Here is a 24722-nt window from a genome sequence, read left to right as displayed (position 1 = left end):
GCTCCGGTCCGGCCGGACCTCACCGTGACCGCGCCTCCCCAACACGGCGTCGCCGCCGGCCCGCTGGCTATCCCGGGGGGTCGCCGAGCGCCGCGGTCACCAGGGTTCGGGCGGCGGCGTGGGCGAGCTGCGCGGCGCTCGGCTCCTCGGCGATGGCGTTGCTGACTATGGCTCCCTCGTGCAGCGTCAGCAGTTGCACGGCGAGCTCGTCGGGGCGGGCGGCGCCGGCCTCGACGAGCAGCTCGTGGAACAGCGTCCGCAGCCACTTCTTCTCGGCCACCACCACCTGACGCCCCGGATGGTCGGGCTCGGGCAGCTCGGCGAAGGCGTTGATGAAGCTGCAGCCCCGCTCGGACGCCGCCAGCCACTCGGGCAGCACCTCGAAGGGCACCAGGACCCGTCGGACCCGGTCCTCCGGAGGCACCGCGTCCAGGCGGGCGCCGACCAGGTCGCGCCATCGGCGGTCCCTGCTCTCCAGATAGGCGAGCAGCAGGCCGTCCTTGGAGCCGAAGCGGTCGTAGAGCGTCCGTTTGGTCACGCCGGACTCGGCGGCGATGGTGTCGACGCCCACCGCGTGGATGCCGCGTTGGTAGAAGAGCTCGGAGGCGACCTCCAGGATGCGCCGGGCACCCGGGGTCAGCTGGTCGTCGGTGCGGGGCGACCTGGCGGCGGCCATCGCGCACACCCCCTTGCATTCACAGATCTGTGTAGTAGTCTCGTAGACAGGTTCACAGATCAGTATAGGTGAAGCTTCGGAGGAGGCTGCCATGATGCGGATACTCGGTTCGCTGCCCGGTGCCCTGCGCGCGTTCGGCTACGGAATCGACGCGGGCCACGCGATCCGGCACGGCCGGACGCCGAGCGCCGGGGCCTCGTCGGCCACGGCTCCCGTCGGCGCGCCCACGGGCCCGGACCAGCCGGCCCCGGAGAGCCACGCCGGACGGCCCGAACTGCGGGTCGTCACCGGTTCACCGGCCGTGCGTGGCTAGCTGTCCGGGGCGCCGGCCGGGCCGCGGCGCCCGCCTCGCCCTCCGGATGGCCGGCGCGTCAGCGCGACGCGCCGGCCATCCGGAGGGCGAGGTCCGCATAGCGGGCGGCCAGGCGCTCGGAGCTCTCCGGCCCCGCCGGGTCGAACCACCGGGCGACGTCCACGCACAGCGAGAGCATGGCGCGCGCCGTGGTGCGCACGTCGTCGATCCGGAACTCCCCCGCCGCCACCCCGCCGGCCAGGATGGCCCGCAGGATCTCGCTGGAGCGTCGCCGGAGCCCGCGGATCTCGGTCGCGTGCTCGTCGGCGAGCGCCCCCAGTTCGTACTGCACCACCCGGGCGGTGGCGCGCCGGTCGGCGTGCCACCGGACGAACGCGCCGATCGCCGCGGACAGCCGCTCCGCCGCGCCGCCGGGGCGCGCGGACGCCTCGGTGAGGATCCGCACGGAGCGCTCGTGCCCGAGCCGGCTGATGTGGTAGAGCAGCTCTTCCTTCGTGCGGTAGTGGATGTAGAGCGCGGCCGGGCTCATGCCGGCGCGGCCCGCTATGTCGCGCGTCGTGGTGGCGTGGAAGCCGTGCTCCGCGAACGCCTCGACGGCCGCGCTGAGCAGACGTTGGGGGGCGCCCGACGGCGTCGACGGCGTCTCAGCGCCGGGCACGGTCTCGGTCCCGGTCCGGCCTGCCATGCGCGCTTGACCCTCTCGTCGGGCTGGTGCGACCGGTGGTCCGGCGCGATCCATCACCGTACACCAGTGCGGTGAGCAGGCGCTTAGCGGCCGGGCGGGCAGCGGCGTAGAGGCACGGATCGTTCATGTCGTCACGGTCAATCCATCGCCCGGCCGTTGCCTCCGGGGCGTGACCAAATGCCGGAAAAGCAACCCGATCGTGTGGCCCGGACGCAAGGCGTCTCGCACCGGCCGGAGGCCGTGCCACCGTGCGCCCTGCCGACCCGTCCGCCGGCGTGAGAACAAGGACCCATGACACAACGGCGCGCCCCCAACCACCGACTGCGGGTGCTGCTGGACGAGGCTGACTGGACCCAGGGGGCGCTGGCCAGGGCGGTGAACACGCTGGGCGGCGAGATCGGCGCGGACCTGCGCTACGACCGCACCGCCGTGGCGCACTGGCTGGCCGGCACCCGACCCCGGCATCCCGTCCCGCAGCTCGCCGCGGAGGCGCTGACCCGGCGGCTCGGCCGGACCATCACCACCGAGGCGGCGGGCTTCCCCGCCGGCCCCGACGAGCCGGCCTCCGTCGATCCGGTGGGCCGCTTCGTCGCGCTGTGCCGCTCCGACGCGGACGCCACCCGCCGGGCCCCGCTCCAGCAGCGCCCGTACCAGGTGGCGGAGGCGGTGGTGCCGCGGGCGCCGCGCCTCCCCCAGCCGGAGGAGCCGCTCGGCTCCCGCACCTCGGCCACGACGGCGCTGCACGACGCGGTCGCCTTCTTCGCCGCCTCCATCGACACGCACGGCGGCCGGCACGCGCGCAGCGCGCTCGCCGCGTATCTCGCCGACGACGTCGCCCCCCTGCTGTCGGCGCACCAGCCGGCCCGGCTGCGCCGGGAGCTGCTGGTGGCCGCGTCCCGCCTGGCGTTCCTGCTGGCCCGGATGTACGAGGACGGCCAGCGGCACGGCGTGGCGCAGCGCTACTACACGCACGCCCACTGGCTGGCCGGCGAGTCCGGCGACCGGACGTCCTGGAGCGTGGTGCTGCGCGCGATGAGCGCCCAGGCGCAGCGCCTGGGGCACCTGCCGTCGGCACTCCAGCTGGCCGACGCCGCGGCCTGCGGCGTGCGCGGCGCGCCCGCCGCGCACCAGTCGTACGTGCAGGCCCAGCTGGCGGTGGTGCTCGCGGTGAGCGGCGACCGGCGCGGGGCGCTCACGGCGCTGAACCGCGCGGAGCGGGCGGCGGAGCGCGCGGACGGCGGCTCGGCGCCGTTCGACCGGTATCCGCGGGCCGCGCTGCTCTTCCAGACCTCGACGGCGCTGGACGCGCTCGGCGACCTGGCCGGGGCGCTGGGCACGCTGCGCCGGGCGGCGGCCGAGCGGGCCTCCTCCGACGTGCGCGGACACGCGCTGACCCAGGCCAGGTGCGGTCAGCTGCTGCTGCGCACCGGGCGCCTCGACGAGGCGTGCGCGGCCTGGGAGAGCTTCCTGGTGGCGCGGGAGCGGCTGCGCTCGGGTGACGCGGAACGCGCCCTCAGGGACATGCGCCAGGCCCTCCGTCCTCATCGCAACCGCAAACGGGTGGCGGAGCTGCTGGCCCGGTCGGCCCTCGGGCGCTGACCGGTCGCGGCACCCAGCGAGGCGGGACGGGAGCGCGACGGGAACGCCGGAGTGCCGAAACACCCGGACGGCCGAGGCCGTTCGAGCCGGAAACCGGCTCCCTCACGCCGAAGACGCCTGTGACGTGGGGCGCAGGCGGCCTGGGCGGGGCCGCGGGGACGGGACCGGGTGGCGGGGAGGGTGGGGGTGCGCGGCGGGAGCGGAGGATGCGTCACATGCGGTCGCCGAGCCGTCCGGGTGCGGCTCGGCGACCGGTCAGGACTGACGAAACGTCAGGCATCAGTGATATTGATCACGCCTCGTGGGCGCGCCGTGTCCACGGGCGGGGACGGCCTTCGGGGCTCCGGACGGGCCCGGTCAGCCGCGTCCGCCGAAGAGCGAGCGGCGCAGGCGGCGCAGGGGTGCCAGCAGGTGGACGCGCGCGCCACGGTTGCGCCGGGTGCGTGCCTCGTCTCGCGCGGTCAGCTCGCGCATGAGCGAGGTCGCCTCCTCGGCCTCCTCGTGCGGAACGACGGGGCCGGAGAGCACGCTCAGATGGCGCTCCAGCCGCGCGCCGCTGGCGCTGCTTCCGCAGTCGACGGCCGGCACCCGCGGCCTGCTGCGCGCTGTTATCTGCTTCATGACTCTCCCACCCGTACGAGGGCACCCGGTCCGGGCAGGGTAACCCTAACGCCACACGAGCACCCGTGGGTATCCCGGCCCCACGATTCACCTTTCCCGGCAACGGGGTTGACGAACGCGGCGGATTCACGTTCCACGCGAAAAACCCCGGTACGCGCCGTGCTTCCGCATCCGGCCAGGCCCGACATGTGCCATCAGAACCCCACCCCCAAGGAGGAATCACCCATTCGGTTCACCGCGCCGCCGCCCACCCGGCCGGCCGCCCCGCGCCGGGCGCGTCACCCGTTTGCTGAGGCGCGAATGCAACGGGCGCGGAACCGGGCGCCCTCGGTCGGCCACCGAACGCTTCCCGTCATCATTCGATGCATACGTTTACATCACGACGCCAAGCGGTTCACCTGCGACTCTCTCGTCATCCTGGTCTCTCTGCGCACCAATCTGACGAATGGTCAAGATCTTTTCATGTAAACGATTGCATCCGGCGCGCTCTCGGCAGTACGTTCTGCGCACAGCCGTCAACGGGACGTTGATCGGAGGGGGCCATGGCCGTCAGCATCATCGACGTGGCGCGGTTGGCGGAGGTGTCCACCGCCACCGTCTCGCGCGCGTTACGTGGACTGCCGAACGTCTCGGAGGCGACGCGCGAACGCGTGTTACGCGCCGCCGAGGAGCTGTCGTACTCGATCTCACCGCACGCCTCGAACCTGGCCTCGGGGCGCACCGGCACCGTCGGCGTGGTCCTCCCGTTCGTCAACCGGTGGTTCTACAGCCAGGTGGTGGCCGGCATCGACTCGGTGTTACGGGCCAACGATCTGGACCTGCTGCTCTACAACCTCGGCGACGCCCGGGTGCACGAGCGCTTCTTCGACCGGATGCCGCTGCGCCGCCGGGTGGACGCGCTGATCGTGCTCAACCTCCCGCTGTCCAAGCCCGAGGCGGAGGCCCTGGTCTCGATGGAGGTGCCGATCGCCGTGCTCGGCACCCGCATCCCCGGCTGTTGGCACGTCTCCATCGACAACGCCGAGGGCGCCAGCACCGCCGTGCGCCATCTGATCAACCTCGGGCACCGGCGGATCGGCATGATCACCGGGGCCCTCGGCGACCCCCGCGGTTTCACCACCCCGATCGTCCGCCAGCACGCGTACCGCTCGGTGCTGGCGCAGGCCGGCATCTCCTACGAGCCCGACCTGGAGGCGCCGGGCAACTTCGGCATCGACGAGGGCGCCTCGGCCATGGCCAAGCTGCTGAGCCTGCCCGACCCTCCGACCGCGGTCTTCGCGGAATCGGACCAGATGGCGTTCGGTGCTCTGCGGACGCTCCATCGCATGGGCCTGCGGGCCCCCGACGATGTCTCGGTCATCGGGTTTGACGACCACGAGACGGCCGAGCTGCTCGATCTCACGACCATCGCGCAACCCGTGACGCATCAGGGGGAGCTGCTCGCCCAACAGATCCTGGACGCGCTGTCCGGGACGAGCGAGGAGCCGACCCGCGTGGTGGTGCCCACCCGACTCGTGGTCCGGGGAACCACCGGCTCGGTCCGGACGGCCCGACCCCGAAGGAACCGGGACCCGGAAGCACCGTGACCAGCACGGGAGCCGCCGCACACGTGCGCGGTGATCCGTCGTGAGACCGCGCATCTTCTCGCAGGGTCAACTCGCAAGAGGAGTGGAAGATTCGTGCCCCGCACCCGCACCGACCAGAACCCGACCGTGCCCTGGTGGCGCAGCGCCGTCATCTACCAGGTCTACATCCGCAGCTTCGCCGACGGCAACGGCGACGGCATCGGCGACATCGCCGGACTGCGGGCCCGCCTGCCCTACCTCAAGGAACTGGGCATCGACGCCGTCTGGATCAATCCGTGGTACCCGTCGCCGATGGCGGACGGCGGCTACGACGTGGCCGACTACCGCGGCATCGATCCCTCCTTCGGTTCGCTGTCCGACGCCGAGGAGATGATCGCCGAGGCGCACGCCCTCGACATGCGGGTCATCCTCGACATCGTGCCGAACCACACCTCGAACGAGCATCCCTGGTTCCTCGAGGCGTTGGCGGCGCCGCCCGGCTCCCCCGAGCGCGAGCGGTTCGTGTTCCGCGACGGCAAGGGGCCCGGCGGCATGCTGCCGCCGAACGACTGGCGCAGCCGGTTCGGCGGCCGGGCCTGGACGCGCACCACGGGTCCCGACGGCAACCCGGGCCAGTGGTACCTGCACCTGTTCGCCGCCGAACAGCCCGATCTCAACTGGAGCAGCCGGGAGGTGCGGGCCGAGTTCGAGTCGGTGCTGCGCTTCTGGTTCGACCGTGGCGTGGACGGCTTCCGTATCGACGTCGCCCACGGTCTCGCCAAGGATCCCGCCCTGCCCGACCTCGGCATAGCCGACGACCTGCTCTTCGACACCGATCGGCACCGCGACGACCACCCGCACTGGGACCAGGACGCGGTGCACGAGATCTACCAGACCTGGCGGAAGATCGCCGACTCGTACGCGGACGACCGGGTGTTCGTGGCCGAGGCACACGTCCGGCCCGACCGGCTGCCCAACTACCTGCGGCCCGACGAGCTGCACACAGCCTTCAACTTCGCCTTCCTGAAGTCGTCCTGGGAGCCGGGCGCGCTGCGCGAGGTGATCGACGGCAGCGTCACCGCGCTGGCCCCGGTCGGCGCCCCCGCCACCTGGGTGCTGTCCAACCACGACGTGCCCCGGCACGTCACCCGGTACGGCCGCGGCGAGACGCGCACCCAGGAGCGCGATCTCGACGGCGGACCGTGCGACCGGGAGCTGGGCACCCGCCGGGCCCGGGCGGCGGCGTTGCTGATGCTCGCGCTGCCCGGCAGCGCGTACCTCTACCAGGGCGAGGAGCTCGGCCTGTGGGAGGTGGAGGACATCCCGCAGGAGCTCCTTCGGGACCCGACGTGGGAGCGGTCCAACCACACGGTGCGCGGCCGGGACGGCTGCCGGGTGCCGATCCCCTGGTCGGGGGTCGAGGCCCCGTTCGGCTTCGGGCCGCGGGGCAGCAAGCCGTGGCTGCCGCAGCCGGCCGAATGGCGGCAGCTGACCGCGCAGCAGCAGTCGGGCACCCCGGGCTCCACGCTGGAGCTGTACCGGGCGGCGCTGCGGCTGCGCCGGGAACAGCCGTCGTTCCGCGGCGACTCGCTGCGCTGGCTGGACGCGCCCGAGGGCGTGCTGGCGTTCGAGCGCGGGCCCGACCTGCGGTGCGCCGTGAACCTTTCGGCGGAGCCGTTCAGCCTGCCCAGGAACTGGGGCGTGCTGCTGGCCAGTGATCGGCTGGACGGGGGCCGGCTGCCCAGCGACACCACCGTCTGGCTGTGGGGCGGGGGCGCGCGCGCCTGACCGTCCGGACGACGACGGCCGTCCCGCCGGTGACGGCCGTCACGACTCCGGGTACACCGCCCGAAGCGCGTCCTCGACGGCGGCCAGGGCCGCGGCGCGGTCCAGGCCGAGCCGGTGGACGCGCTGGGCGTACGCCTGTGCCGCCGCCGCTGCCTCCCGCGCGGCGGCGTCCCCGGCGGCGGCGACGAACGTGCCGTTGCGTCCCCGCGTCTCCACCACCCCGTCGGCCTCCAGCACGCGGTACGCCTTGGCCACGGTGTTCGCGGCGAGCCCCAGCTCGCCGGCGAGCGCCCGCACGGTCGGCAGCCGGTAGCCGACGGGGAGCTTCCCCGCACGCGCCTGCCCGGCGATCTGGGCGCGCAACTGCTCGTACGGCGCGGTCGACGAGCGGGGATCGATGGTCAGCCTCACCCACCTGATTCTGCCGCAGCGCCGGGCCTCCGTGGCCGAAAACCGCGGGCGACCGGCGTGCGCCGGCCATCCCCGCCCGAGAACGCGCACTCAGTGACCGCGGAGCCGCGTGGAGACGTTGCTCAGCGCGTCGGTGAGCGCGGTCAGCTGGTCCCGGTCCAGGACGTCGATCATCGCCTCGCGCACCCGCTCGACATGTCCGGGCGCCGCCCCGACCAGCGTGCTCCTGCCGTCCTCGGTCAGCCGCGCGGTCACGCCCCTGACGTCCGTGGGGCAGGAGTCCCTGGTCACCAGCCCGCGCTTCTCCAACTGCCCGATCTGGTAGGTCAGGCCGCTCTTGGAGGTGATGAGGGACTCCGCCAGCTCGGTCATCCGCATCCCCTCGGGGCCGACATCGGCGAGCTTGACGAGGATCTCGTACTGCTGGTGCGAGAGTCCCGAGTCGTCACGCAACTGCCGTTCCACCGAGCGCAGGACCCGGTGGCTCGCCTCCAGAAACGCCAACCATGCCGCCATCTCCTGTTTGTCCAGCCACCGAACCCTCGCCATTCCCTCATAGTACGCAGTTGTTCGAATTCGAACCCTTCGCTAGGGTCGTCTCGGCGAGGGATTCACGTTCGATCAGGAACCGCGCACCACCCGCACGACACGCGCACAGCCCATGCGCGCGACACCGCGAACAGCCCGTCACGTACGGTCCGCACCACGTCCGTACGGTCCCCGCCGCATCCCCCTGACACGCAGGACACCCCCTTACAGGAGAGTTCCGCATGCCTTCCACCACCACCCTGGCCCCCCAGGCCCCCGCCGCCGTCGCCCCCACCGCGCACGGCTACGACCTCGGCCTGCTCCTCCTCCGGATCGCCGTCGGAGCGACGATCGCCGTGCACGGCAGCCAGAAACTCTTCGGCTGGTTCGACGGTCCCGGCCTGACCGCCACAGGGCAGGGCTTCGAGGCCCTCGGCTATCCCTCGGGCGAGGCCATGGCCCTCATCGCCGGACTGTGCGAGACGTTCGGCGGCCTCGGCCTGATGCTCGGCCTGCTCACCCCGCTGGCCGCGGCCGCGGTCCTGGGCACCATGATCAACGCCGTCTTCGCCGTCCACTGGGACAGCGGCTTCTTCGCCCCCGAGGGCTTCGAGTACCCGATGCTGATCGGGCTCGGCGCCGCGTCCCTCGCGCTGACCGGACCGGGCCGGTACGCCGCCGACCGGCTGCTGCCCGTGGCGCCGCTGCGCGCGCACCGGCTGGAGTACGGACTGGGCGCCGTCGCCCTCTCCCTGGTGAGCGCGATCGTCGTCCTGCTGATCCGCAACTAGGCCGCGGCTGGCGCACAGCCAGCCCGCGGCGCCAACGGCCCGGCCACCGCCCCCGCCACCCGAGGGCCCGGCCGGGCCTTTCGCGTCAGCGCGGTCCCAGCTGCGCGGCGGGTCCGGCCGCGCGGTGACCGAAGCGGCGCCGGGCCCGGTCGGCGGCCGCCTCGGCGCGGCGGCGGCGGTCGTCCCCGGGTTCCAGGGAGAGCTGCCGCGGAGCGCGGGCCGCCTCAGTCAGCTCCTCGGCCCGCAGCGCGATCCCGCGGACCCGGGCGCGTTGCAGGCCGAGCGCGTCGTGCAGGGCGTAGGCCGTGCTCACCAGCGCCGGCGTGTGGGCGGTGGGTTCGCCCAGCGCGCGGGTGCGGGTGGTGGCGGTCCGGTCGGCGTAGCGGACGGTGAGGGTGAGCGCCCGGGGGGCCTGGCCCGCGCCGCGCAGCCGGTAGCCGAGGTCGTCGGCGAGGGTGAGCAGGACCCGCCGCCGGCTGTCGGCGTCGAGCTCGTCGCGGTCGAAACGGTGCTCGGCGCTGGCCGAGCGGGGCGGCGCGCCGGACACCACGGGCGTCGGGTCGATGCCCCTGGCCAGGTCGTGGACCTGGCGGGCCCGGGTCGCGCCGAGGATCCGCTGGAGCGTGACGGGCGGCGTGGCGACGACCCGCGCGACGGTGTCCAGGCCGTACGCGCGCAGGGCGCGGGCGGTCGCAGGCCCCACCCCCGGCAACGCCTCGGGCGGCTGCGTCCCCAGGAAGTCCGCGATGCCGGCGAGGTCGTCCGGGTCGCCGGGCCCCGCGGAGACCCCGGGACCGCCGTCGTGCCGCACGGCGGCCATCCGGGCCAACAGGGGGTTGGCGGCGACGCCGATGGCGCAGTCGACGCCGCGCAGGGCCAGCGCCCTGACCCTGAACAGCCGGGCCAGCGGCGCCGGGTCCAGGCCGAAGTAGCGCCGCGTGCCGCGCAGGTCGGCGAGCGCCGCGTCGGGCGGCAACGGCTGCACCACGGGGGTGATGTCGTGCAGCAGCCGCAGCAGTTCCCGGTACTCCGCCTCCACGGCCTCGGCCTCCTCGGCCCCGCCGGCGGCCCGTTCGGCGAGGCCGAGGAAGCGCACGTAGAGCACCCGGTGCGGCACCCGGCCGGTCATCCCGCGCTCCCCGGGCTCGCGTGCCACAGCTTGCGCACGCCCTCGGCCACGCTCTTGGGCGAGTCGCCCGCGGGCCTGAGGTCGGCCCAGGGGTGGAGCGTGTAGCCGGTGGACATCTCGATATGACGGTCAGTCGACTTCTCCGTTCCGCTGCCGCCCTCGTCCGCGCCGTTCTCGTCCGCGTCGCCCTCGTCCCCGCCGTTCTCGCCCGCGTCGGGGTCGCCCTCGGGGCGTTCGGCGAGCCGGGCGGCGACCGCGTCGAGGCCGCCGGTCTCGCGCAGCCCGGCGAGTTCGGCGAGATCCCAGGCGGCCTGCCCGACCACGCTCAACGCGCGCGGGCCGCGCCGCTGCACGGTGCCGCGCACCAGCAGCAGCCAGGAGTGGAAGACGGTGTGCGCGCAGGCGGCGTGGCTGTCGTCGAAGAACGCCAGGTCGACCAGGCCCGTGGTGTCGTCCAGGGTGGCGAAGATGACGCGCCGACCCGACCTGATCGGCGGGGTCTGGGTGGCCGCCTTGGCCCCGGCCACCAGGACCGTCTGGCCGTGTTCCGCCTCCCGCAGCCGGCGGGCCGAGACCACGCCCAGCTCGTCGAGGAACGCGCGGTGGTCGGCCATGAGGTGGCGGGAGGCGTCCATGCCCAGCACGCCGAGTTCGGCGCCGAGCCGCTCGTCCGCGTCCAGGTCGGGCAGCCCGGCGGGCGGCAGCCGGCCCGGCTGCCCGGCCTGGCCGGTCTCCTCCTCCGACGCGTCGTCCGGCGCGTCTCCCGCTGCGTCTCCCGGTGCGCCGAAGGGCAACTGCCGGCCGCCCGCGCCGCTGCCCCGCCGCTGCCGGTGCAGCTCCGCGAGGTGCAGCAGCAGGTCGCGGCGGTTGTCGCCGAAGGAGTCCAGCGCGCCGACCCTGGCCAGCCGTTCGGCGATCGGCAGGGAGGGGGCGGCCCGGTCGAGCAGGTCGGGCAGGGAGGCGTACGGCCGTCCCGCCGCGATCCGTTCCGCCTCGGCCTCGGAGACCCCGTGCACCTCGCCGAGCGCCAACCGGACGCCCCACGCCCCGAATTCAGACTCCAGTTCGATTCTGTAGACCGTGTCGGAGCGGTTCACGTCCAGCGGCAGGATCGGCACCCCGCGCCTTCTGGCGTCGGCCAGCAACAGCCGCTTGGGGTACATCCCCGGGTCGTGGGTGAGCAGCCCGGCGTAGAAGGCGGCCGGATGGTGGGTCTTGAGCCAGGCCGACTGGTAGGTCGGCACGGCGAAGGCGACGGCGTGCGCCTTGCAGAAGCCGAAGCTGCCGAAGGCCTCGATGATCTCCCAGGTCCGGCCGATCACCTCGGGGGCGTAGCCGCGCTTCTCCGCCTCCGCGGCGAACCAGGCGCGCACCCGTCCCTGCCGCTCGCGGTCCGAGAGCGCGCGCCTGGCCTCGTCGGCCAGCGCCCGGTCCTGTCCCGTCATGGTGGCCAGGATCCGGATGACCTGCTCGTGGAAGATGACCACGCCGTACGTCTCGCGCAGCGCCGGCACCAGGTCGGGGTGCGGGTAGCGGGGCTGCCGGCGGCCGTTCCTGGCGTCGATGAAGGGCCGCACCATGTCGGCACCGACCGGCCCCGGCCGGAACAGGCTGATGTCCACGACCAGATCGTGGAAGTCACGCGGCTGGAGCCGGGCGATCAGATCCCGCTGCCCCGGCGACTCGATCTGGAAGCACCCGAGCGTCTCGGACGACCGGATCAACCGATACGTCTCCTCATCGACAAATGCCTTGCCGGCCACGGTCGGAGCGACCGGGCGCGGCGTGTGCGGAGAACCGCCCCCCGCGGCCGCCCTCGACGTCCCGCCCCGAGCCGCGCCGGCGGTCGCCCCACCGGACGCGCTCGGAGACGCCACCGGCTCACCGCCGGGCCCGGCGAGCGTCCCACCGGGCACAACCGGCGCAGGGCCCGAGGGCCCTCCCCGCGGGGGGACAGCGGAGCTGGCGGCCCTCGGCTCACGGTCCGGGCCCCTGCCGGCGGGGGCGGGGGCCGACGGGGGACCCTGCGAAGACCCCGGCAAGGGAAACGCGTCGAGGTCGACGTGTTCGCCCGTGGCGCGTTCGATCTCCGCCACGGCGTGGGCCATCGCCGACTGCATCCGGACACCCAGCACGTCGAGTTTGAGCAGGCCGAGGTCCTCCACGTCGTCCTTGTCGAACTGCGACATCGCGAAGCCCTCACCGCTGGTCGGCACCACGGGCGTGCGGGCGCGGAGCGAGGCGTCGGAGAGCAGCACCCCGCACGGGTGCATGGCGACCCCGCGCGGCAGCGCGTCCAGCGCCTCCACCAGGTCCCACATCCGCGGCCCGTGCGCCTCGGTGTCGATCGCGCGGAGTTCGGGCAGCTCGGCCAGTGCCGCGCGGGCGTCGCGCGCCCTGATGTGCGGGAACGCCTTGGCCAGCCGGCCGGTCTCGGCCGGGTCGAGGCCCAGTGCGAGGCCGACGTCGCGGACGGCGTGCCGCACCCGGTAGGTCTCGGGCATGGCGACCGTCGCCACCCGCCGTTCGCCGAAGCGCTCGAAGATGGCCCGGTACCCCTCCAGGCGGCGGGCCGACTCCACGTCGATGTCGATGTCGGGCAGCACCGCGCGGCGCGGGGACAGGAAGCGTTCCATCAGCAGACCGTGCTCGACGGGGTCGGCGTGGGCGATGCCGAGCAGGTGGTTCACGAACGAACCGGCGCCCGAGCCGCGGGCGGCGACCCGGATGCCGAGCCCGCGCAGGTCCTCGACGACCTGGGCGACGGTCAGGAAGTACGAGGCGAAGCCGAGCCGCTCGATGACCCGCAGCTCCTCCTCCAGGCGCCGCCAGCGCGTCTCGTCCCGTTCCAGGCGGCGGGCGATCATGCCCGCCGCGCAGCGGGACCGCAGCACCCGGTCCGCGGTGCGCGCGCCCGCGCCGACCAGGTGCGGTTCCGGGAAGTGCACGCGCCCGATGCCCAGGTCGTCCTCGGGGTCGACCCGGCAGGCGTCGGCCGTCTCCTCGGTGAGGGTCAGCAGCCGGTGGGCGACGGTCCGCCCGTAGCCGGCCGCCTCGGCGATCCGCAGGGCCGCCTGGGCCATGGCGTCGGGCCCCTTCAGCCAGCGCTCGCCGTTGTCCAGGCCGCGGCGCGGATCGATGGGGGCCAGCCGGCGGGCGGCGTCCAGCACGTCGGCGACCGGGCCCTGTCCCGGATCGGCGTAGCGCACCGCGTTGCTCAGCACCGGCCGGACGCCCAGTTCGGCGGCGAGCCCGAGGGTGCGCGCCGCGGTGCGGGTCGGGCCGCTGGCGCTGACCTCCAGGCGCAGTGCGTCGCCGAAGGCCTCCCGCCAGGGGGCGAGCAGCCGGGCGGCGCGGTCCGGACGCCCGGCGGCGAGCGCCCGGCCGACCTCCGCGTCCGGGCCGAGCAGCACGATCAGTCCCTCGCCGTGTGCCCGGGCCTCGGCCCACGGCAGCAGGGGCTGCTCGGCGTCCGCGTGGGCCGCGGTGACCAGCCGGCACAGTCCCGCCCAGCCGACGGCGCCGTCCCTGGCCAGGAAGACCACCCGAGATGCCGATTCGTCGACAAAGATGCCTCCCTTGACCGGTGTCCGGCGCCGCCGGGGACGCCCGCCGCCGGGAGCGCTCCCCGCGCCCGTGTCGGTCGGCGGCTCCGCCACGGCCAGCTCCACCCCGTACACCGGGCGCACCCCGGCCCGCCCGCACGCCCTGCTGAACCGGACGGCGCCGGCCAGGGTGTCCCGGTCGGTCAACGCCAGTGCCGCCATGCCCCGCTCGCCGGCGCGCTCGGCCAGCGTCTCGGGGTGCGAGGCCCCGTACCTGGCGGAGAACCCGGACGCCACGTGCAGGTGCGCGAAACCAGGAGCAGCGCCCGCCATCCCGCACCTCCCGTCACGCCCGCCCCCCTGGTTTCCGTCGTTCCGGTCCACCATAAACCAGCCATCGAACACTCGTGCGATTAGGATAGACCGGCAGGTCATCGCCGGGCCCGGCCGGATTCCCCTGGCCGAAAACGATCTCCCCGCGGGTCGCCACCGAACGACCGGCACGGTGGTTAGCGACTTCTTCCCTCACCCGTCGCTGCTTTCTTCGGCAGTAGATAAGAGATTTCCATTCTTCTGTCGAATCGTTGCGCGCCCCCTCTGGACGAGACGCCGACCCGCCCCTACTCTCTGGGCGCCGGACGAGACCCCACCTCGCCCACCACGCGGAAGGACGCGACCTCGTGACCCCGTTTCCGTCCCCCCAGCACGCCGCCGACCTCAGCAGGCGCCGTCTGCTCGCCCTCGGCGCGGGCGCCGCCACCGCCGCCGGACTCGGCGGCACCGCGCTCCAGACGACCCGGACCGCCACCGCCGCGGAGCCGCCGCCCGCCTCCACCAACGTGCACTTCTTCTACTACCCCTGGTACGGCAGTCCGTCGGTGCACGGCAGCTGGCGGCACTGGCAGCAGGGCGAGCACCAGCCGCCCGACGACATCGGCGCCGACTTCTACCCCGCGCTCGGACCATACGACGCGGGCGACGAGGCCGTGGTCGCCCAGCACATGGTCTGGATCCGGCAGGCGGGCGTCGGCGTGATCGCCACCACCTGGTGGGGCCAGGGCGGCTACGAGGACCAGCGGGTGCCGCTGCTCCTGGACGTCGCCGCCCAGCACGGCGTCCGGGTCGCCTGGCACCTGGAGCCGTACTCCGGACGCACCGCCGCCTCCACGGTCGACGACATCCGGTACCTCAACGACCGGTACGGATCCCATCCGGGCTTCTTCCGCGATCCCGAACGCGGCGACCGCCCCGCGTTCTACGTCTTCAACAGCCTGCAGATCGCCGACTGGTCGCCGCTGGCCGCGGTCAACGCCGACAACCTGGTGCTCACCCAGACCACCGACGTGTCGAAGGCCACCCACTTCGGCGGCCTGTACAACTACACCAACTTCGGCGACCTGACGGGCTGGAAGGGCATCGCCGACTGGTGCCGCGCCAACGGCCGCGTCTGGGCGCCCTCGGTGAGCCCCAGCTACCTCGACGACCGCGCGGTCCCCGGGAACACCACGCCGGAGCTGGAACACGACGACGGCGCGACGTACGACCGGCTGTGGTCGGGCGCGCTGGCGCCGGAGAACGGCGGCCCGCCCGACTGGGTGTCGATCACCTCGTTCAACGAGTGGCACGAGGGCACGATGATCGAACCCGCCTCCGCGAACCCGCCGGCCGGGCACGGCTACCGGACCTTCGACGGCGCCTACGGCACGACCGGGGCCGCCTCCGAGACGGCGTACCTGGACCGCACCAGGTACTGGGTCGAGCGGTTCACCGCGGGTCAGACTTCCGGCGGCTGAGCGGGCGGCCGAGCCGGCGGGTCCAGCCGGAGGCGTCCCGCCGCCAGGGTCGCCAGCACGAGGTCCGCGGTGGCCGCCGGCGCGAGCGCCGACGTGTCCAGGGCGTGGCCCTCGTACGCTCCGAGCTCGCGGAACTGCGCGTACATCAACCTGATCGGCTCCGGCTCCGTGAGCGGATGGTCGGCCCGGGTGGTGCCCCGGCTGAGCGTCGTGGACTCGTCGGGGCGCAGCACGGCGTAGTGCAGCGCCACCCCGGCCGCGCGGGCCGCCGCGCGGTACGGGTCGACGAACCACGGGCCGACCACCCCGTCCACCACCACGCGGTAGCCGCCCGCCGCGTATGCGGCCGCGGCGTGGGCGAGCACGCCGACGACCGTCTCGTTCTGCCGCCTGGACTCCGGCAGGAACGGCGCGATCACGCCCTGCCGGATGACGGCCCAGAAGTCGTCGGTGTGCAGGTGGACGGTGGGCGACGGGAGCAACTCGTCGGCCAGCAGCCGGGCCACCGTGGTCTTCCCCGCGCCCGGCGGACCGCTGAGCACGAGCACCTGTCCCCCGGGTCCACCGGATCCCCCGGGCCCACCGGCCTGCGGACGTTCCGTTCCCGATGCGGTCATCCCGGCAGGTTAGGCTGCCAGGGTGGCTGATTCCATCGATTTGGTGATCTTCGACTGCGACGGCGTGCTGGTGGACACCGAGCCGCTGGCGCTGCGGGTCTGTCTGGACCTGGGCGCCGAGCTGGGCTGGCCGCTCACCGAGGGCGAGATCGTCGACCGGTTCCTCGGCCGGTCGGAGCGCGCGGTGCGCGCCCAGGTCGCCGAGCAGCTCGGCGAGGCGGCCGCGGACCGTTGGGGCGAGCTGTACCGGTCCCGGCTGGCCGTGGCCATCGACACGGAGCTGATCGCGATCGACGGGATCGCCGAGGCGCTGGACGCCATCACCATCCCGGCCTGCGTCGCCTCCAGCGGTCTGCACGACAAGATGCGGCGCACCCTCGGCCGCACCGGGCTGTACGAGCGGTTCGAGGGACGCATCTACAGCGCCAGCGAGGTGGCGCACGGGAAGCCGGCGCCCGACCTCTTCCTGCACGCGGCGGAGCGGATGGGGGTGGCGCCCGCGCGGTGCGTGGTGGTCGAGGACAGTCAGTACGGCGTCCGGGCGGCGCGCGCCGCCGGCATGCGCTCGTTCGGCTACGCCGGCGGCCTGACCCCGGCCGCATGGCTGGCCGGCGAGAACACGGTGGTCTTCGACGACATGCGCAAGCTTCCGGTCCTGCTCACCGGGTGACGCGTGCCGGGTGACGCGTGCCCCGGCGTGCGTCCGGCCGTGGGCGCGACGACGGGCGGCGCCCGCCCGTCATGGTTCGCCGCGGCGCCTGAGCGCGTCCCCGGAACGAGGGGGCGCCGTGCTGTCGCGGATGACGAGCTCGGTGGCGAGTTCCACCCGGGTCTGCGCGAGTGACTCCCCCTTGGCCAGCGAGATGACCATGGTCGCGGCGGTCGCGGCCATCTCCGTGAGCGGCTGGTGGACCGTGGTCAGCGGCGGGACGGTCCACTGGGTCGGCGGCAGGTCGTCGAAGCCCACGACGCTGAGGTCCCGGGGAATGTTCAGACCCGCCTCGGCCGCCGCCCGGTACACGCCCAGCGCCTGCCCGTCGTTGCAGGTGAAGACGGCGGTCGGCGGATCCGGCAGCCGCAGCAGTTCCCGCCCGCACCTCAGGCCCGCCGCGGTGCCGTAGTCCCCGTCCCTGACGAGGGACGGATCGACGGGAACACCGGCGGCGGTCACGGCGGGCGCCGGCCCGGGCAACCACTGAGCGGGGCGCCCTCCCGGGTGACTCCGGCACCGGCCAGCACGTCGACCGCCGGACCGGTGCCGGTCCGGCGGTCGACTCGCGGCCCGGCCCGACCCGACCCGGCAAGGGCCTAGTGCGGACCGACGGTGTCGAACTCCGTGCCGCAGGGGCCTGCGCCCTCGCTCTCCGGCAGGTGGACCCGGGCGCCGTTCATCGCCAGCGTGCGGTACCAGTGGCCGATCCGCTCCGTGGACCGGCCCACGTAGTGGCAGATGAACGAGCGGCGGAACCGGTCGGCGCTGCGGTTCGGCTCCGAGCCGTGCACCAGCTCGCCGTTGAAGAACAGCACGTCGCCCGGCCGCATGTCGACGGGCACCGGGGCCAGTCCCGGCGGCGGCGGCACGTACTCGCGGGCGAAGGACGTCGCCTCGTCCGCCTCCTCCGGACAGAAGAGGTCCATCGCGTGCGTGCCGGGCACGACCTCCAGCCCGCCGTTCTCCCGGTCGATCACGTCGCAGGCGACCCAGGCGGCCACGCAGGTGCCCGGCTCCACCCGCAGGTAGAAGTTGTCCTGGTGGAGCGCCTGGCCGCGGGCGCCCGGCGGCTTGAAGTAGAACATGCTCTGCGCCGCCAGCGCCTCCTCGCCCAGCAGCCGCTCCAGCACCGCGGCCAGCCGCGCGTCGAGCAGGTAGCGGCGCGCCAGGTCGTTCACCTCGTGCGGGTGCATGACGCGCGGGTAGCTGTGCAACGGATCCGCGGTCCCGGTGTGCTCGGTCGCGCGGGGCTCGAAGTGTCCGGGGATCGGGCCGGCCTCCCGGAGCGCCGCGAACTCGGCGCGGATCTCGTCGATCTCGGCCGGGGAGAACAGGCCCCTGACCACGGTGAAGCCCTCGTCCTGGAAGCGTCGATAGTCCTCGTCTGGCAGGATCTGCGTCGTCGTGGCTGTCATGGGTTCGACGCTAGGACCGAGCGAGCGTGGTGAGGATGCCCGTGGATGCTGAGGACCTGCCGGAAACTGCTGTGCCGGCGCCACCCGGCGGCCTCGTCACCGTCGGCTTCTTCGACGAGCGCCCCGGCTACGCGGTGCGCCGGCCGCGCGGGGCGGACAGCTGGCTCTTCACCTGGACGACGGCCGGGCGCGGCGAGGTGGGGCAGGGACAGACCGAGACGTCGGCCGGTGCCGGCGACCTGGTGGCGCTCGGTCCCGGCGTGCCGCACCGCTACGCGGTGGCGGCGGGCGCGACCCGTTGGGCGTTCTGGTGGGTGCACTGCCAGGCGCGCCAGGACTGGGGCGGCTGGTTGCGGCCGCACCGCGCGGGTGACGGGCTGTACGCGATCGCCCCGGTGCCGCCGGCGCTGCGGGCCCGGGTCGAGGCGGCGTTCCGCCGGATGCACGCCGACGCGCGGTGGACCGGCGACGGGGCGCCGCCCGAACCGGATCGGGACCCGGAGCCCGGCCGGGTCGCGGTGGCCCACGGCTGGGCCGCCAGGGAGCTGACGCTGGGCCGGGTGGAGGAGGTGCTGCTGCTGGCGACCGCCGGCGCCGCGGCCTCGGGCGGCGGCGTCGATCCCCGGGTGCGCCGGGTCGCCGCGCTCATCGCGGCCGACCCGGGCGCGCCGCACACCGTCGCCTCGCTCGCGGCCGAGGTGGCGTTGTCCCCGTCCCGGCTGGCCCACCTGTTCGCGGAGCAGCTCGGCCACACCCCGATGCGGGTGCTGCGCGACGCCCGGCTGCGGCACGCCGCGCGGCTGCTGGAGGCGACCGCCCTCCCGGTGGAACGCGTCGCCGCGGCGTCGGGCTTCGTCAGCCCCTTCCATTTCAGCCGCCTCTTCCGCGAACGCTACGGCCTCCCGCCCGGCGCCTACCGCGAGCGCCGCGGTTAGGGCGTGTCCGCCGGGCAGTCGAACTCCTCGTCGGGGCCCCACTCCGCGACGCTGTCGGCGTTCGGCGCGAAGGCGCCGCAGGCCAGGACGGGTTCCGGCCCGTCCGCGCCGTGCAGCACGATGACCATCGGCTTGTCCAGCGAGACCGGTTCGCCGGAGAGGAACTCGATGTCGCCGCTGACCCCGGCCTTCTCGATGCCGCCGAACAGGCTGGTCTGGACGCTCGCCCGGTTGACGCTCTTCCCGCCCGAGCTCTCGTACGCCCGGTTGGCGGCCTCGGCCATCACCTGCATCGTGTCGTACGCCAGGGCGGGGTGGCCGTCGTCGCGCCACACGTCGTCCGTCCCGAAGACGGCGGCGTAGTGCGCGTTGAACTCCTCCGCGACGTGGCTCAGCGACTCGCCGACGGGCAGCACGTGCGCCGCGTGGTAGAGCCGCAGCCAGGAGGGATGCTCGTACAGGCCCGAGAGCGCCGCGTTCGTCAGCTCGTTGCCGCCGACGACCGTCAGCGTCTCGCCGGAGCAGTCCGTCGAGTCCCCGAAGTCGTTGAGGAACGCCTGGAACTCCCGCGATCTGGCGGCCCAGTACACGACGGTGCTGGCCTCCGGATCCTCCCGGAGCCGCGCGCACACCGACTCGGCGACGCCGTGGATGCTGCTCTCCACCGTGACGCCCTCGTCCGGCGTCGGCGTCGCGCCGCCCGCCGGCTCCGGCGTGTACCAGACGCCGCGCGCGACCCCTCCGTCGTCGAACGCGTCGGCGAAGTCGTTCCCGACGGACGCGCTGTACAGGTCCGTCGGATCCTGGATCACGATCACCGTGTCGGCCGGGGCACAGCCGCCCGCCCCGTCCTCGACGACGTTCCCCTCGCTGACGAAATGGCTGGCGACCTCCGCCTCACGGCTGCTGGGCGGCGCGATCTGCCGGAGGTACGGGCCCACCTGCATCGCGTCGGCCGTGGCATTGGTGACGATGGTCGGGATCTGCGCCGCGTCCAGTATCTCCACAGCCTCCCGCGTGACGTCACGGCTCTGGGCGATGCCGACCACGCCGATGAGTTCCTCGGGGTGCGCCTCGGCGGCGGCCACGATCTCCCCCGCCGCCTCGGCGGCCCGCTCGTAGCGTTCCCCCGCGTCGTACAGCTCGACGCGCAGCCAGACCTTCTGGTCGTCGCTGCGCGCCTCGTCGTTCAGCTCCTGCTGGGCCAGCGCGACGCCGCGCAGTTCGGGCACCGCCCCGTCGGAGCGCTGCTGTTCGACGTCCCAGCTGTCACTGACGGGCGTCCCCACGTAGGCGACGGTCCGCACCGTCTCGCCGTCGCGTGCCGCCTGGTCGGCCCGCGCGTTCTGCTCCTCGATCATGGCCACCGCCTCCTGGTACTGCGCCAGCAGCGGCAGGGCCTCCGGCGGATCCACGGCCGAGGCGGCCCGTTCGGTGGCCGAACCGCCGAGGCAGGCGTCGTGCTCCTCGAAGACGGGCGGGCCCAGGATCGCCAGGGTCAGGCCCAGGGCCGCGGCGCCTCCGGTGAGCTGCGCCGCCGCCGAGGTGGCCGGGCCCGTCCGCCACCGCCTCGGGACGACGGGCCGCACCCGTCGGCCCTCCTCCGCCCACGCCGCCGCGTCCGCCGGCAGCGGCACCACCAGCGGCCGACCGGACGTGTCGTCGTCCGAGCCGCCACGGTCCGCGCCCGCGGCCAGCCGGTGCGCCGCCGACCGGAGGCTGCCGGGCACGCCCTTGGGCACGCATTCGGCCGGGCCGACGGCGACCAGCAGCGTCGCGGTGCACGATGCCTGCTCGACGGCCTCCCCGTAGGCGTCGAGGAACCGCCGCACCGGACCGTCGGGACCGTCGTTCGCCGGCAGTTCGAGCAGGAACGTGTAGCGGGTGGCCCGCCGGCGTCGCCAGGGCGAGACCCGCGTCGGCCGGGTCGCCCGCCGCAGATCCTCGAACAACGCGTGCAGCAGCAACCGCTCCAGATCGTGCACGCCCATCGTCGCGACGCTGGAGAAGAACTCCACGGCGATCCGGCCGTGCGGCAGCCCCTGCGCCCGCGCGAACCAACCGCGCCGCCGGGACCACACCAGGCGCCGGGTGCAGCGCCGCGCCCACCACCACCGCGGCAGGACCTGGCACAGCGGGTGGGCGACCAGGTACCAGAGGCCCCCGAGGCTGCCGTCGTCCCTCCCACCCAGCCACCACAGCCCTCCGCGCAGCCGGTCGCGTCGGCGGAGGGCCTCGTGGCAGGCGTCGCGCAACGCGGTGGCGTCCTCGGCCGGGCCGGCTCCGGCGTCCGGCCGGCGCAGCCACTCGGCGATGTCGCGCATCAGCAGGTAGTTCGGCACCCGCAGGCGCCCGGTCCGTGCCGGAACGCCCTCCACCAGCCGGGCCACCAACCGGTCGGTGACCAGCCGGTCCCCGGCCAGCTCGTCGGCGGTGAGCACGGCGTGCGGGACCAGCTTCGCGGCCCGCGGCCCCGCCTCGACATGCAGGCACCCGTCCAGCCACCACAACACCCGCCGCGCCCGCGCCCGCCGCTCCTCCCCCTCCGTGAACAAGGCGACGAGCGGTAACACCGCCCGACCCCCGCGCTTCACGGCCCTCCGCTCCCCCGGCACCACCGCCTCCCGGAACGCGGCGACGAAGTCCCGCCCCCCGTCCGTCTCCGGAAAACGCGGCCTGTGCTCCCCGACTCCGTTGTCAGGCACGTGCCCTCCCCATGTCCCGATGGACTCCGTGCCCGCCGACACTAGGCCCGCCGGCTGGGACCCCTCCCACGGACGACGCCGACGCGGCGGGTCCGGCGGTCAGCCGTCCGTCGGACAGTCGAACTCGCCGTCGGGGCCCCACTCCACGAGCCGGCCGGTGTTGCGCGCGGTCCACCCGCAGGCCAGGACCGGCTCGGCGCCGTCCTGGGTGAGATGCACGACGGCCAACGGTTTGTCGACGGAGAACGCCTCGCCCTCGGGAAAGGAGAGGTGGCCGCTCGCCCCCTCGATCTCGACGCCGTAGTAAAGGCTCGACTGCACCATGGTCCGGTTGACGTTGGTTCCGTCCGTCGAACGGTTCGCCTCGTTGACGGCCATCGCCATCACCTGCACGGCGTCGTACGCCAGCCCCTGGTGTCCGTCGTCGCGCCAGACGTCGTCCTCCTCGAACTCCTCGGCGTAGGCCGCGTGGAACTCCGCGGTCGTGTCGCTGTTGCGGTCGTCCCCGACCGGCAGCGACCGGGCCGTGTAGTAGAAGCGCAGCCACGGCGGGAGGGTGAACTGTCCCGACATCGCGGCGTTGGTGAGCTCGTTCCCGCCCACCACCGTCAGGCGCGTGCCCTCGCAGGTCGTCTTGTCGCCGAAGTCGTCGAGGAATGCCTGGAACTCCCGCGACCGGGACGTCCAGTACACGACCGGGTTGCTCCCCGGCTCCTCCTGGATCAGCTCGCACACCGACTCGGTCAGGTCCAGGATGTCGTCCGCCATCGTGACGTCCGGGTCGGCCGGTGCCGGCACCTCGTCGTCACCCGAGTCCGGGGTGTGCCCGAGCCGGTGGGGCGTGCCGCCGGACTCCTCGATGTAGCCGACGAATCGGTCCGCCAGAGACCTGCTGTACAGGTCCTCCGGATCGTGCACCACGATGGCGACGTCCGCCGGGACGCATCCGCCGGCACCGTTCTCCACGATGGCGCCCGACCCCACGAACTCGCTGACCACCTCGGCCTCGCGGCTGCTGGAGGGTGCGAGCTGGTGGTAGTAGTCGGTGGTCGCCATCTCGTCCGCGGTCGCGGTGGTGGCGACCACCGGGATGCCGGCCCCGCCGAGCACCTCGACCGCGTCCTTGGTTTCCGTCCGACTCTGCCGGAAGCCGACGACGCCCACGATGTCCGGATCGTCCTTGGCCGCCGCGACGATCCCCCTGGCGACGCCGACGGCGTTCTCGTACCGCTTGCCGGCATCCAGGATCTCCACCCGCAGCCAGACCTTGTCGTCGTCGTCGCGCGCTCCGTCGTTGACCTCGCGCTGGGCCAGGGCGATGCCGCGCAGTTCGGGCACGGCGCCGTCGGAGCGCTGCTCGTCCTCGGGCTCGTCCGCGGTCACCGCGGCCCCGACGTAGACGATCGTGCGCACCGGATCCCCGCGCCCCTCGGCCTCCGCTGCCCGCGCGTTCTGCTCCTCGATCACCGCCTCGGCGGCGTCATACTGCTCCGGCAGGTTGACGGACGCGGCCTCGGGGACGGTCGAGTGAACCCCGTCGGCCTCGGAAGAGCTGCCGAGGCAGGCATCGTCCTCGTTGACGGGAAGCCGCGGTACGCCCACGAGTCCACCGGCGACCAGCGCGGCGGCGACCACCGTGGCCTGGGCGACCGCCGAGGTGCTCGGCCCGGTCCGCCATCGTCGGGGCACGACGGCCCTGGGCCGCCACCCGTCCACCGGCCACGCCTCGTCGTTCGCCGGCAGCGGGACCCGTAACGGCCGGTGGGACGCGTCGTCGGAGCGCGCGTGATGGTGGTCCGTGGCCAACCGGTGCGCCGCCTCCCGCGGGCTGACGGTCTCCCCGGGCGGCGCGCTTCCCGCCGGGCCGACGGCGAGCAGCAGCGTCGCCGTGCAGGACGTCTCCCCGACGGCCTCCCGGTAGGCGTCGAGGAACCGCAGGACAGGACCGTCGGGGCCCTCGTCCGGCGGCAGTTCGAGCAGCAGGGTGTAGCGGGTGGCCCGCCGGCGTCGCCAGGGCGAGACCCGGGTGGGCCGGGTCGCCCGGGTCAGATCGTCGAACAGCGCGTGCAGCAGCAGCCTGTCCAGGTCATCGGCCCGCAGCGTCACGGCGTTCGAGAAGAACTCGACGGACGTCCGGCCGTGCGGCAGCCCCTGCGCCCGCGCGTACCAGCCGCGCCGTCGGGACCACACCACCCGCCGGGTGCGGCGCCGCGCCCACCACCACCGGGGAAGAACCTGGCACAGCGGATGCCCGACCACATGCCAGAGGGTCGCCAGGCCGCCGCCCCCACCGGCCTCGTCCCGGCCACCGGCCCACCACAGGGCGGATCGGAGGCCGTCACGCTCGAGAAGCCGGGCGTAGCAGTGGTCGCGCAGGGCCCTGTCGCCCGCGGCATCCGCTCCGTCCGGCCGGCGTAACCACGCGGCGACGTCGCGCATCAGCAGGTAGTTCGGAAAGGGCAGGCGCCCGGTCCGCGGCGGAACGCCCTCCACCAGCCGCGCCACCAGCTGGTCGGTGACCAACCGGTCCCCGGCCAGCTCGTCGGCGGTGAGCAGAGCGTGCGGGACCAGCTTCGCGGCCCGCGGCCCCGCCTCGGCATGCAGGCACACGTCGAGCCAGCGCAGCACCCGCCGCGCTCTGGCCCGCGACTGCTCTCCCTCCGTGAGCAACGCGACGGGCGGTAGCACCGCCCGACCACGGCGCCTCACGGCCCTCCGCTCCCCCGGCACCACCGCCTCGCGCAACGCGGCGACGAACTCCCGTCCCCCGTCCGTCTCCGGAAAATGCGGCTTGTGGTCCCTGACGCCGTTGTCAGGCATGTGCCCTCCCCGTCCGACCGTGTCGGCCGTCTCCGATGTCCGAGGCTAGGGCGGCTTCCCTGGGACCCCTCCCG

20 protein-coding genes are annotated in these 24722 nt (G+C 74.1%); 8 read left to right on the top strand and 12 right to left on the bottom strand.

Annotation, left to right across the window (positions count from 1 at the left end; all coding sequences use genetic code 11):
• Positions 1 to 67: 67 nt before the first annotated feature.
• Positions 68 to 676 (bottom strand): helix-turn-helix domain-containing protein, encoded by a 609-nt coding sequence (locus ABGB06_RS25955; protein WP_347593526.1) that lies wholly within the window; start codon positions 674 to 676, stop codon positions 68 to 70.
• Between the two features lie 91 nt (positions 677 to 767).
• Between ABGB06_RS25955 and ABGB06_RS25950 the strand changes: the two genes are divergently transcribed.
• Positions 768 to 989: a hypothetical protein gene (locus ABGB06_RS25950; RefSeq protein ID WP_347593523.1), complete on the top strand. Its 222-nt coding sequence runs from the start codon at positions 768 to 770 to the stop codon at positions 987 to 989.
• Between the two features lie 58 nt (positions 990 to 1047).
• Here ABGB06_RS25950 and ABGB06_RS25945 read toward each other — a convergent pair whose 3' ends face one another.
• Positions 1048 to 1674, bottom strand: a complete 627-nt coding sequence (locus ABGB06_RS25945) for a TetR/AcrR family transcriptional regulator (protein ID WP_347593520.1) — start codon at positions 1672 to 1674, stop codon at positions 1048 to 1050.
• A 291-nt stretch (positions 1675 to 1965) separates the two neighbouring features.
• On the opposite strand from ABGB06_RS25945, the gene ABGB06_RS25940 reads away from it, so the two are divergent.
• Positions 1966 to 3273, top strand: coding sequence for a hypothetical protein (locus ABGB06_RS25940; protein ID WP_347593518.1), 1308 nt, complete (start codon positions 1966 to 1968; stop codon positions 3271 to 3273).
• Between the two features lie 357 nt (positions 3274 to 3630).
• Here the strand turns inward: ABGB06_RS25940 and ABGB06_RS25935 are convergent, their stop codons facing one another.
• Positions 3631 to 3894 (bottom strand): hypothetical protein, encoded by a 264-nt coding sequence (locus ABGB06_RS25935; RefSeq protein WP_347593515.1) that lies wholly within the window; start codon positions 3892 to 3894, stop codon positions 3631 to 3633.
• Between the two features lie 542 nt (positions 3895 to 4436).
• Here ABGB06_RS25935 and ABGB06_RS25930 point away from each other — a divergent pair.
• Both ABGB06_RS25930 and ABGB06_RS25925 read left to right on the top strand, forming a co-directional pair.
• Positions 4437 to 5480 (top strand): LacI family DNA-binding transcriptional regulator, encoded by a 1044-nt coding sequence (locus tag ABGB06_RS25930; RefSeq protein ID WP_347593513.1) that lies wholly within the window; start codon positions 4437 to 4439, stop codon positions 5478 to 5480.
• Between the two features lie 93 nt (positions 5481 to 5573).
• The gene (locus tag ABGB06_RS25925; protein WP_347593510.1) at positions 5574 to 7247 is read left to right on the top strand and encodes a glycoside hydrolase family 13 protein; all 1674 of its coding nucleotides are present in this window, start codon (positions 5574 to 5576) and stop codon (positions 7245 to 7247) included.
• A 39-nt stretch (positions 7248 to 7286) separates the two neighbouring features.
• Here ABGB06_RS25925 and ABGB06_RS25920 read toward each other — a convergent pair whose 3' ends face one another.
• Complete coding sequence (locus tag ABGB06_RS25920) at positions 7287 to 7667, bottom strand: GntR family transcriptional regulator (protein WP_347593804.1); 381 nt, start codon at positions 7665 to 7667, stop codon at positions 7287 to 7289.
• An 81-nt stretch (positions 7668 to 7748) separates the two neighbouring features.
• A complete protein-coding gene (locus tag ABGB06_RS25915) occupies positions 7749 to 8207 on the bottom strand; it encodes a MarR family transcriptional regulator (RefSeq protein WP_347593508.1) in 459 nt (152 codons plus the stop codon).
• 221 nt (positions 8208 to 8428) lie between these two features.
• On the opposite strand from ABGB06_RS25915, the gene ABGB06_RS25910 reads away from it, so the two are divergent.
• A complete protein-coding gene (locus ABGB06_RS25910) occupies positions 8429 to 8977 on the top strand; it encodes a DoxX family protein (RefSeq protein ID WP_347593505.1) in 549 nt (182 codons plus the stop codon).
• 85 nt (positions 8978 to 9062) lie between these two features.
• Here the strand turns inward: ABGB06_RS25910 and ABGB06_RS25905 are convergent, their stop codons facing one another.
• Together ABGB06_RS25905 and ABGB06_RS25900 are read right to left on the bottom strand one after the other, a co-directional pair.
• A complete protein-coding gene (locus ABGB06_RS25905) occupies positions 9063 to 10106 on the bottom strand; it encodes a hypothetical protein (RefSeq protein WP_347593503.1) in 1044 nt (347 codons plus the stop codon).
• Complete coding sequence (locus ABGB06_RS25900; protein WP_347593501.1) at positions 10103 to 13984, bottom strand: PHP domain-containing protein; 3882 nt, start codon at positions 13982 to 13984, stop codon at positions 10103 to 10105. The genes ABGB06_RS25905 and ABGB06_RS25900 overlap by 4 nt, the downstream gene beginning before the upstream one ends.
• A gap of 347 nt (positions 13985 to 14331) precedes the next feature.
• Here ABGB06_RS25900 and ABGB06_RS25895 point away from each other — a divergent pair, with 347 nt between their 5' ends.
• The gene (locus ABGB06_RS25895) at positions 14332 to 15444 is read left to right on the top strand and encodes a glycoside hydrolase family 99 protein (RefSeq protein ID WP_347593499.1); all 1113 of its coding nucleotides are present in this window, start codon (positions 14332 to 14334) and stop codon (positions 15442 to 15444) included.
• On the opposite strand, the gene ABGB06_RS25890 is transcribed toward ABGB06_RS25895, so the two are convergent.
• Positions 15426 to 16061 (bottom strand): AAA family ATPase, encoded by a 636-nt coding sequence (locus tag ABGB06_RS25890; protein WP_347593496.1) that lies wholly within the window; start codon positions 16059 to 16061, stop codon positions 15426 to 15428. The genes ABGB06_RS25895 and ABGB06_RS25890 overlap by 19 nt on opposite strands.
• A gap of 22 nt (positions 16062 to 16083) precedes the next feature.
• Between ABGB06_RS25890 and ABGB06_RS25885 the strand changes: the two genes are divergently transcribed.
• Positions 16084 to 16731: an HAD family hydrolase gene (locus ABGB06_RS25885; RefSeq protein ID WP_347593494.1), complete on the top strand. Its 648-nt coding sequence runs from the start codon at positions 16084 to 16086 to the stop codon at positions 16729 to 16731.
• A gap of 69 nt (positions 16732 to 16800) precedes the next feature.
• Here the strand turns inward: ABGB06_RS25885 and ABGB06_RS25880 are convergent, their stop codons facing one another.
• Both ABGB06_RS25880 and ABGB06_RS25875 read right to left on the bottom strand, forming a co-directional pair.
• Positions 16801 to 17406 carry a substrate-binding domain-containing protein gene (locus ABGB06_RS25880; protein ID WP_347593802.1) on the bottom strand — a complete coding sequence of 202 codons (606 nt, stop codon included), beginning with the start codon at positions 17404 to 17406 and terminating at the stop codon, positions 16801 to 16803.
• Complete coding sequence (locus tag ABGB06_RS25875) at positions 17370 to 18188, bottom strand: phytanoyl-CoA dioxygenase family protein (protein WP_347593492.1); 819 nt, start codon at positions 18186 to 18188, stop codon at positions 17370 to 17372. The genes ABGB06_RS25880 and ABGB06_RS25875 overlap by 37 nt, the downstream gene beginning before the upstream one ends.
• 35 nt (positions 18189 to 18223) lie before the next feature.
• Between ABGB06_RS25875 and ABGB06_RS25870 the strand changes: the two genes are divergently transcribed.
• Positions 18224 to 19123: a helix-turn-helix domain-containing protein gene (locus ABGB06_RS25870; protein ID WP_347593490.1), complete on the top strand. Its 900-nt coding sequence runs from the start codon at positions 18224 to 18226 to the stop codon at positions 19121 to 19123.
• Here ABGB06_RS25870 and ABGB06_RS25865 read toward each other — a convergent pair.
• The gene (locus tag ABGB06_RS25865) at positions 19120 to 21828 is read right to left on the bottom strand and encodes a hypothetical protein (protein ID WP_347593487.1); all 2709 of its coding nucleotides are present in this window, start codon (positions 21826 to 21828) and stop codon (positions 19120 to 19122) included. The genes ABGB06_RS25870 and ABGB06_RS25865 overlap by 4 nt on opposite strands.
• A gap of 99 nt (positions 21829 to 21927) precedes the next feature.
• Positions 21928 to 24648, bottom strand: a complete 2721-nt coding sequence (locus ABGB06_RS25860; protein ID WP_347593485.1) for a hypothetical protein — start codon at positions 24646 to 24648, stop codon at positions 21928 to 21930.
• Positions 24649 to 24722: the final 74 nt, after the last annotated feature.

Origin of the sequence: Streptomyces sp. B6B3, assembly GCF_039871525.1 — a bacterium.
GTDB lineage: Bacteria > Actinomycetota > Actinomycetes > Streptomycetales > Streptomycetaceae > Streptomyces.
The sequence above is the reverse complement of the archived record's forward strand: the minus strand, read 5'-3'. Positions and strand labels throughout refer to the sequence as shown.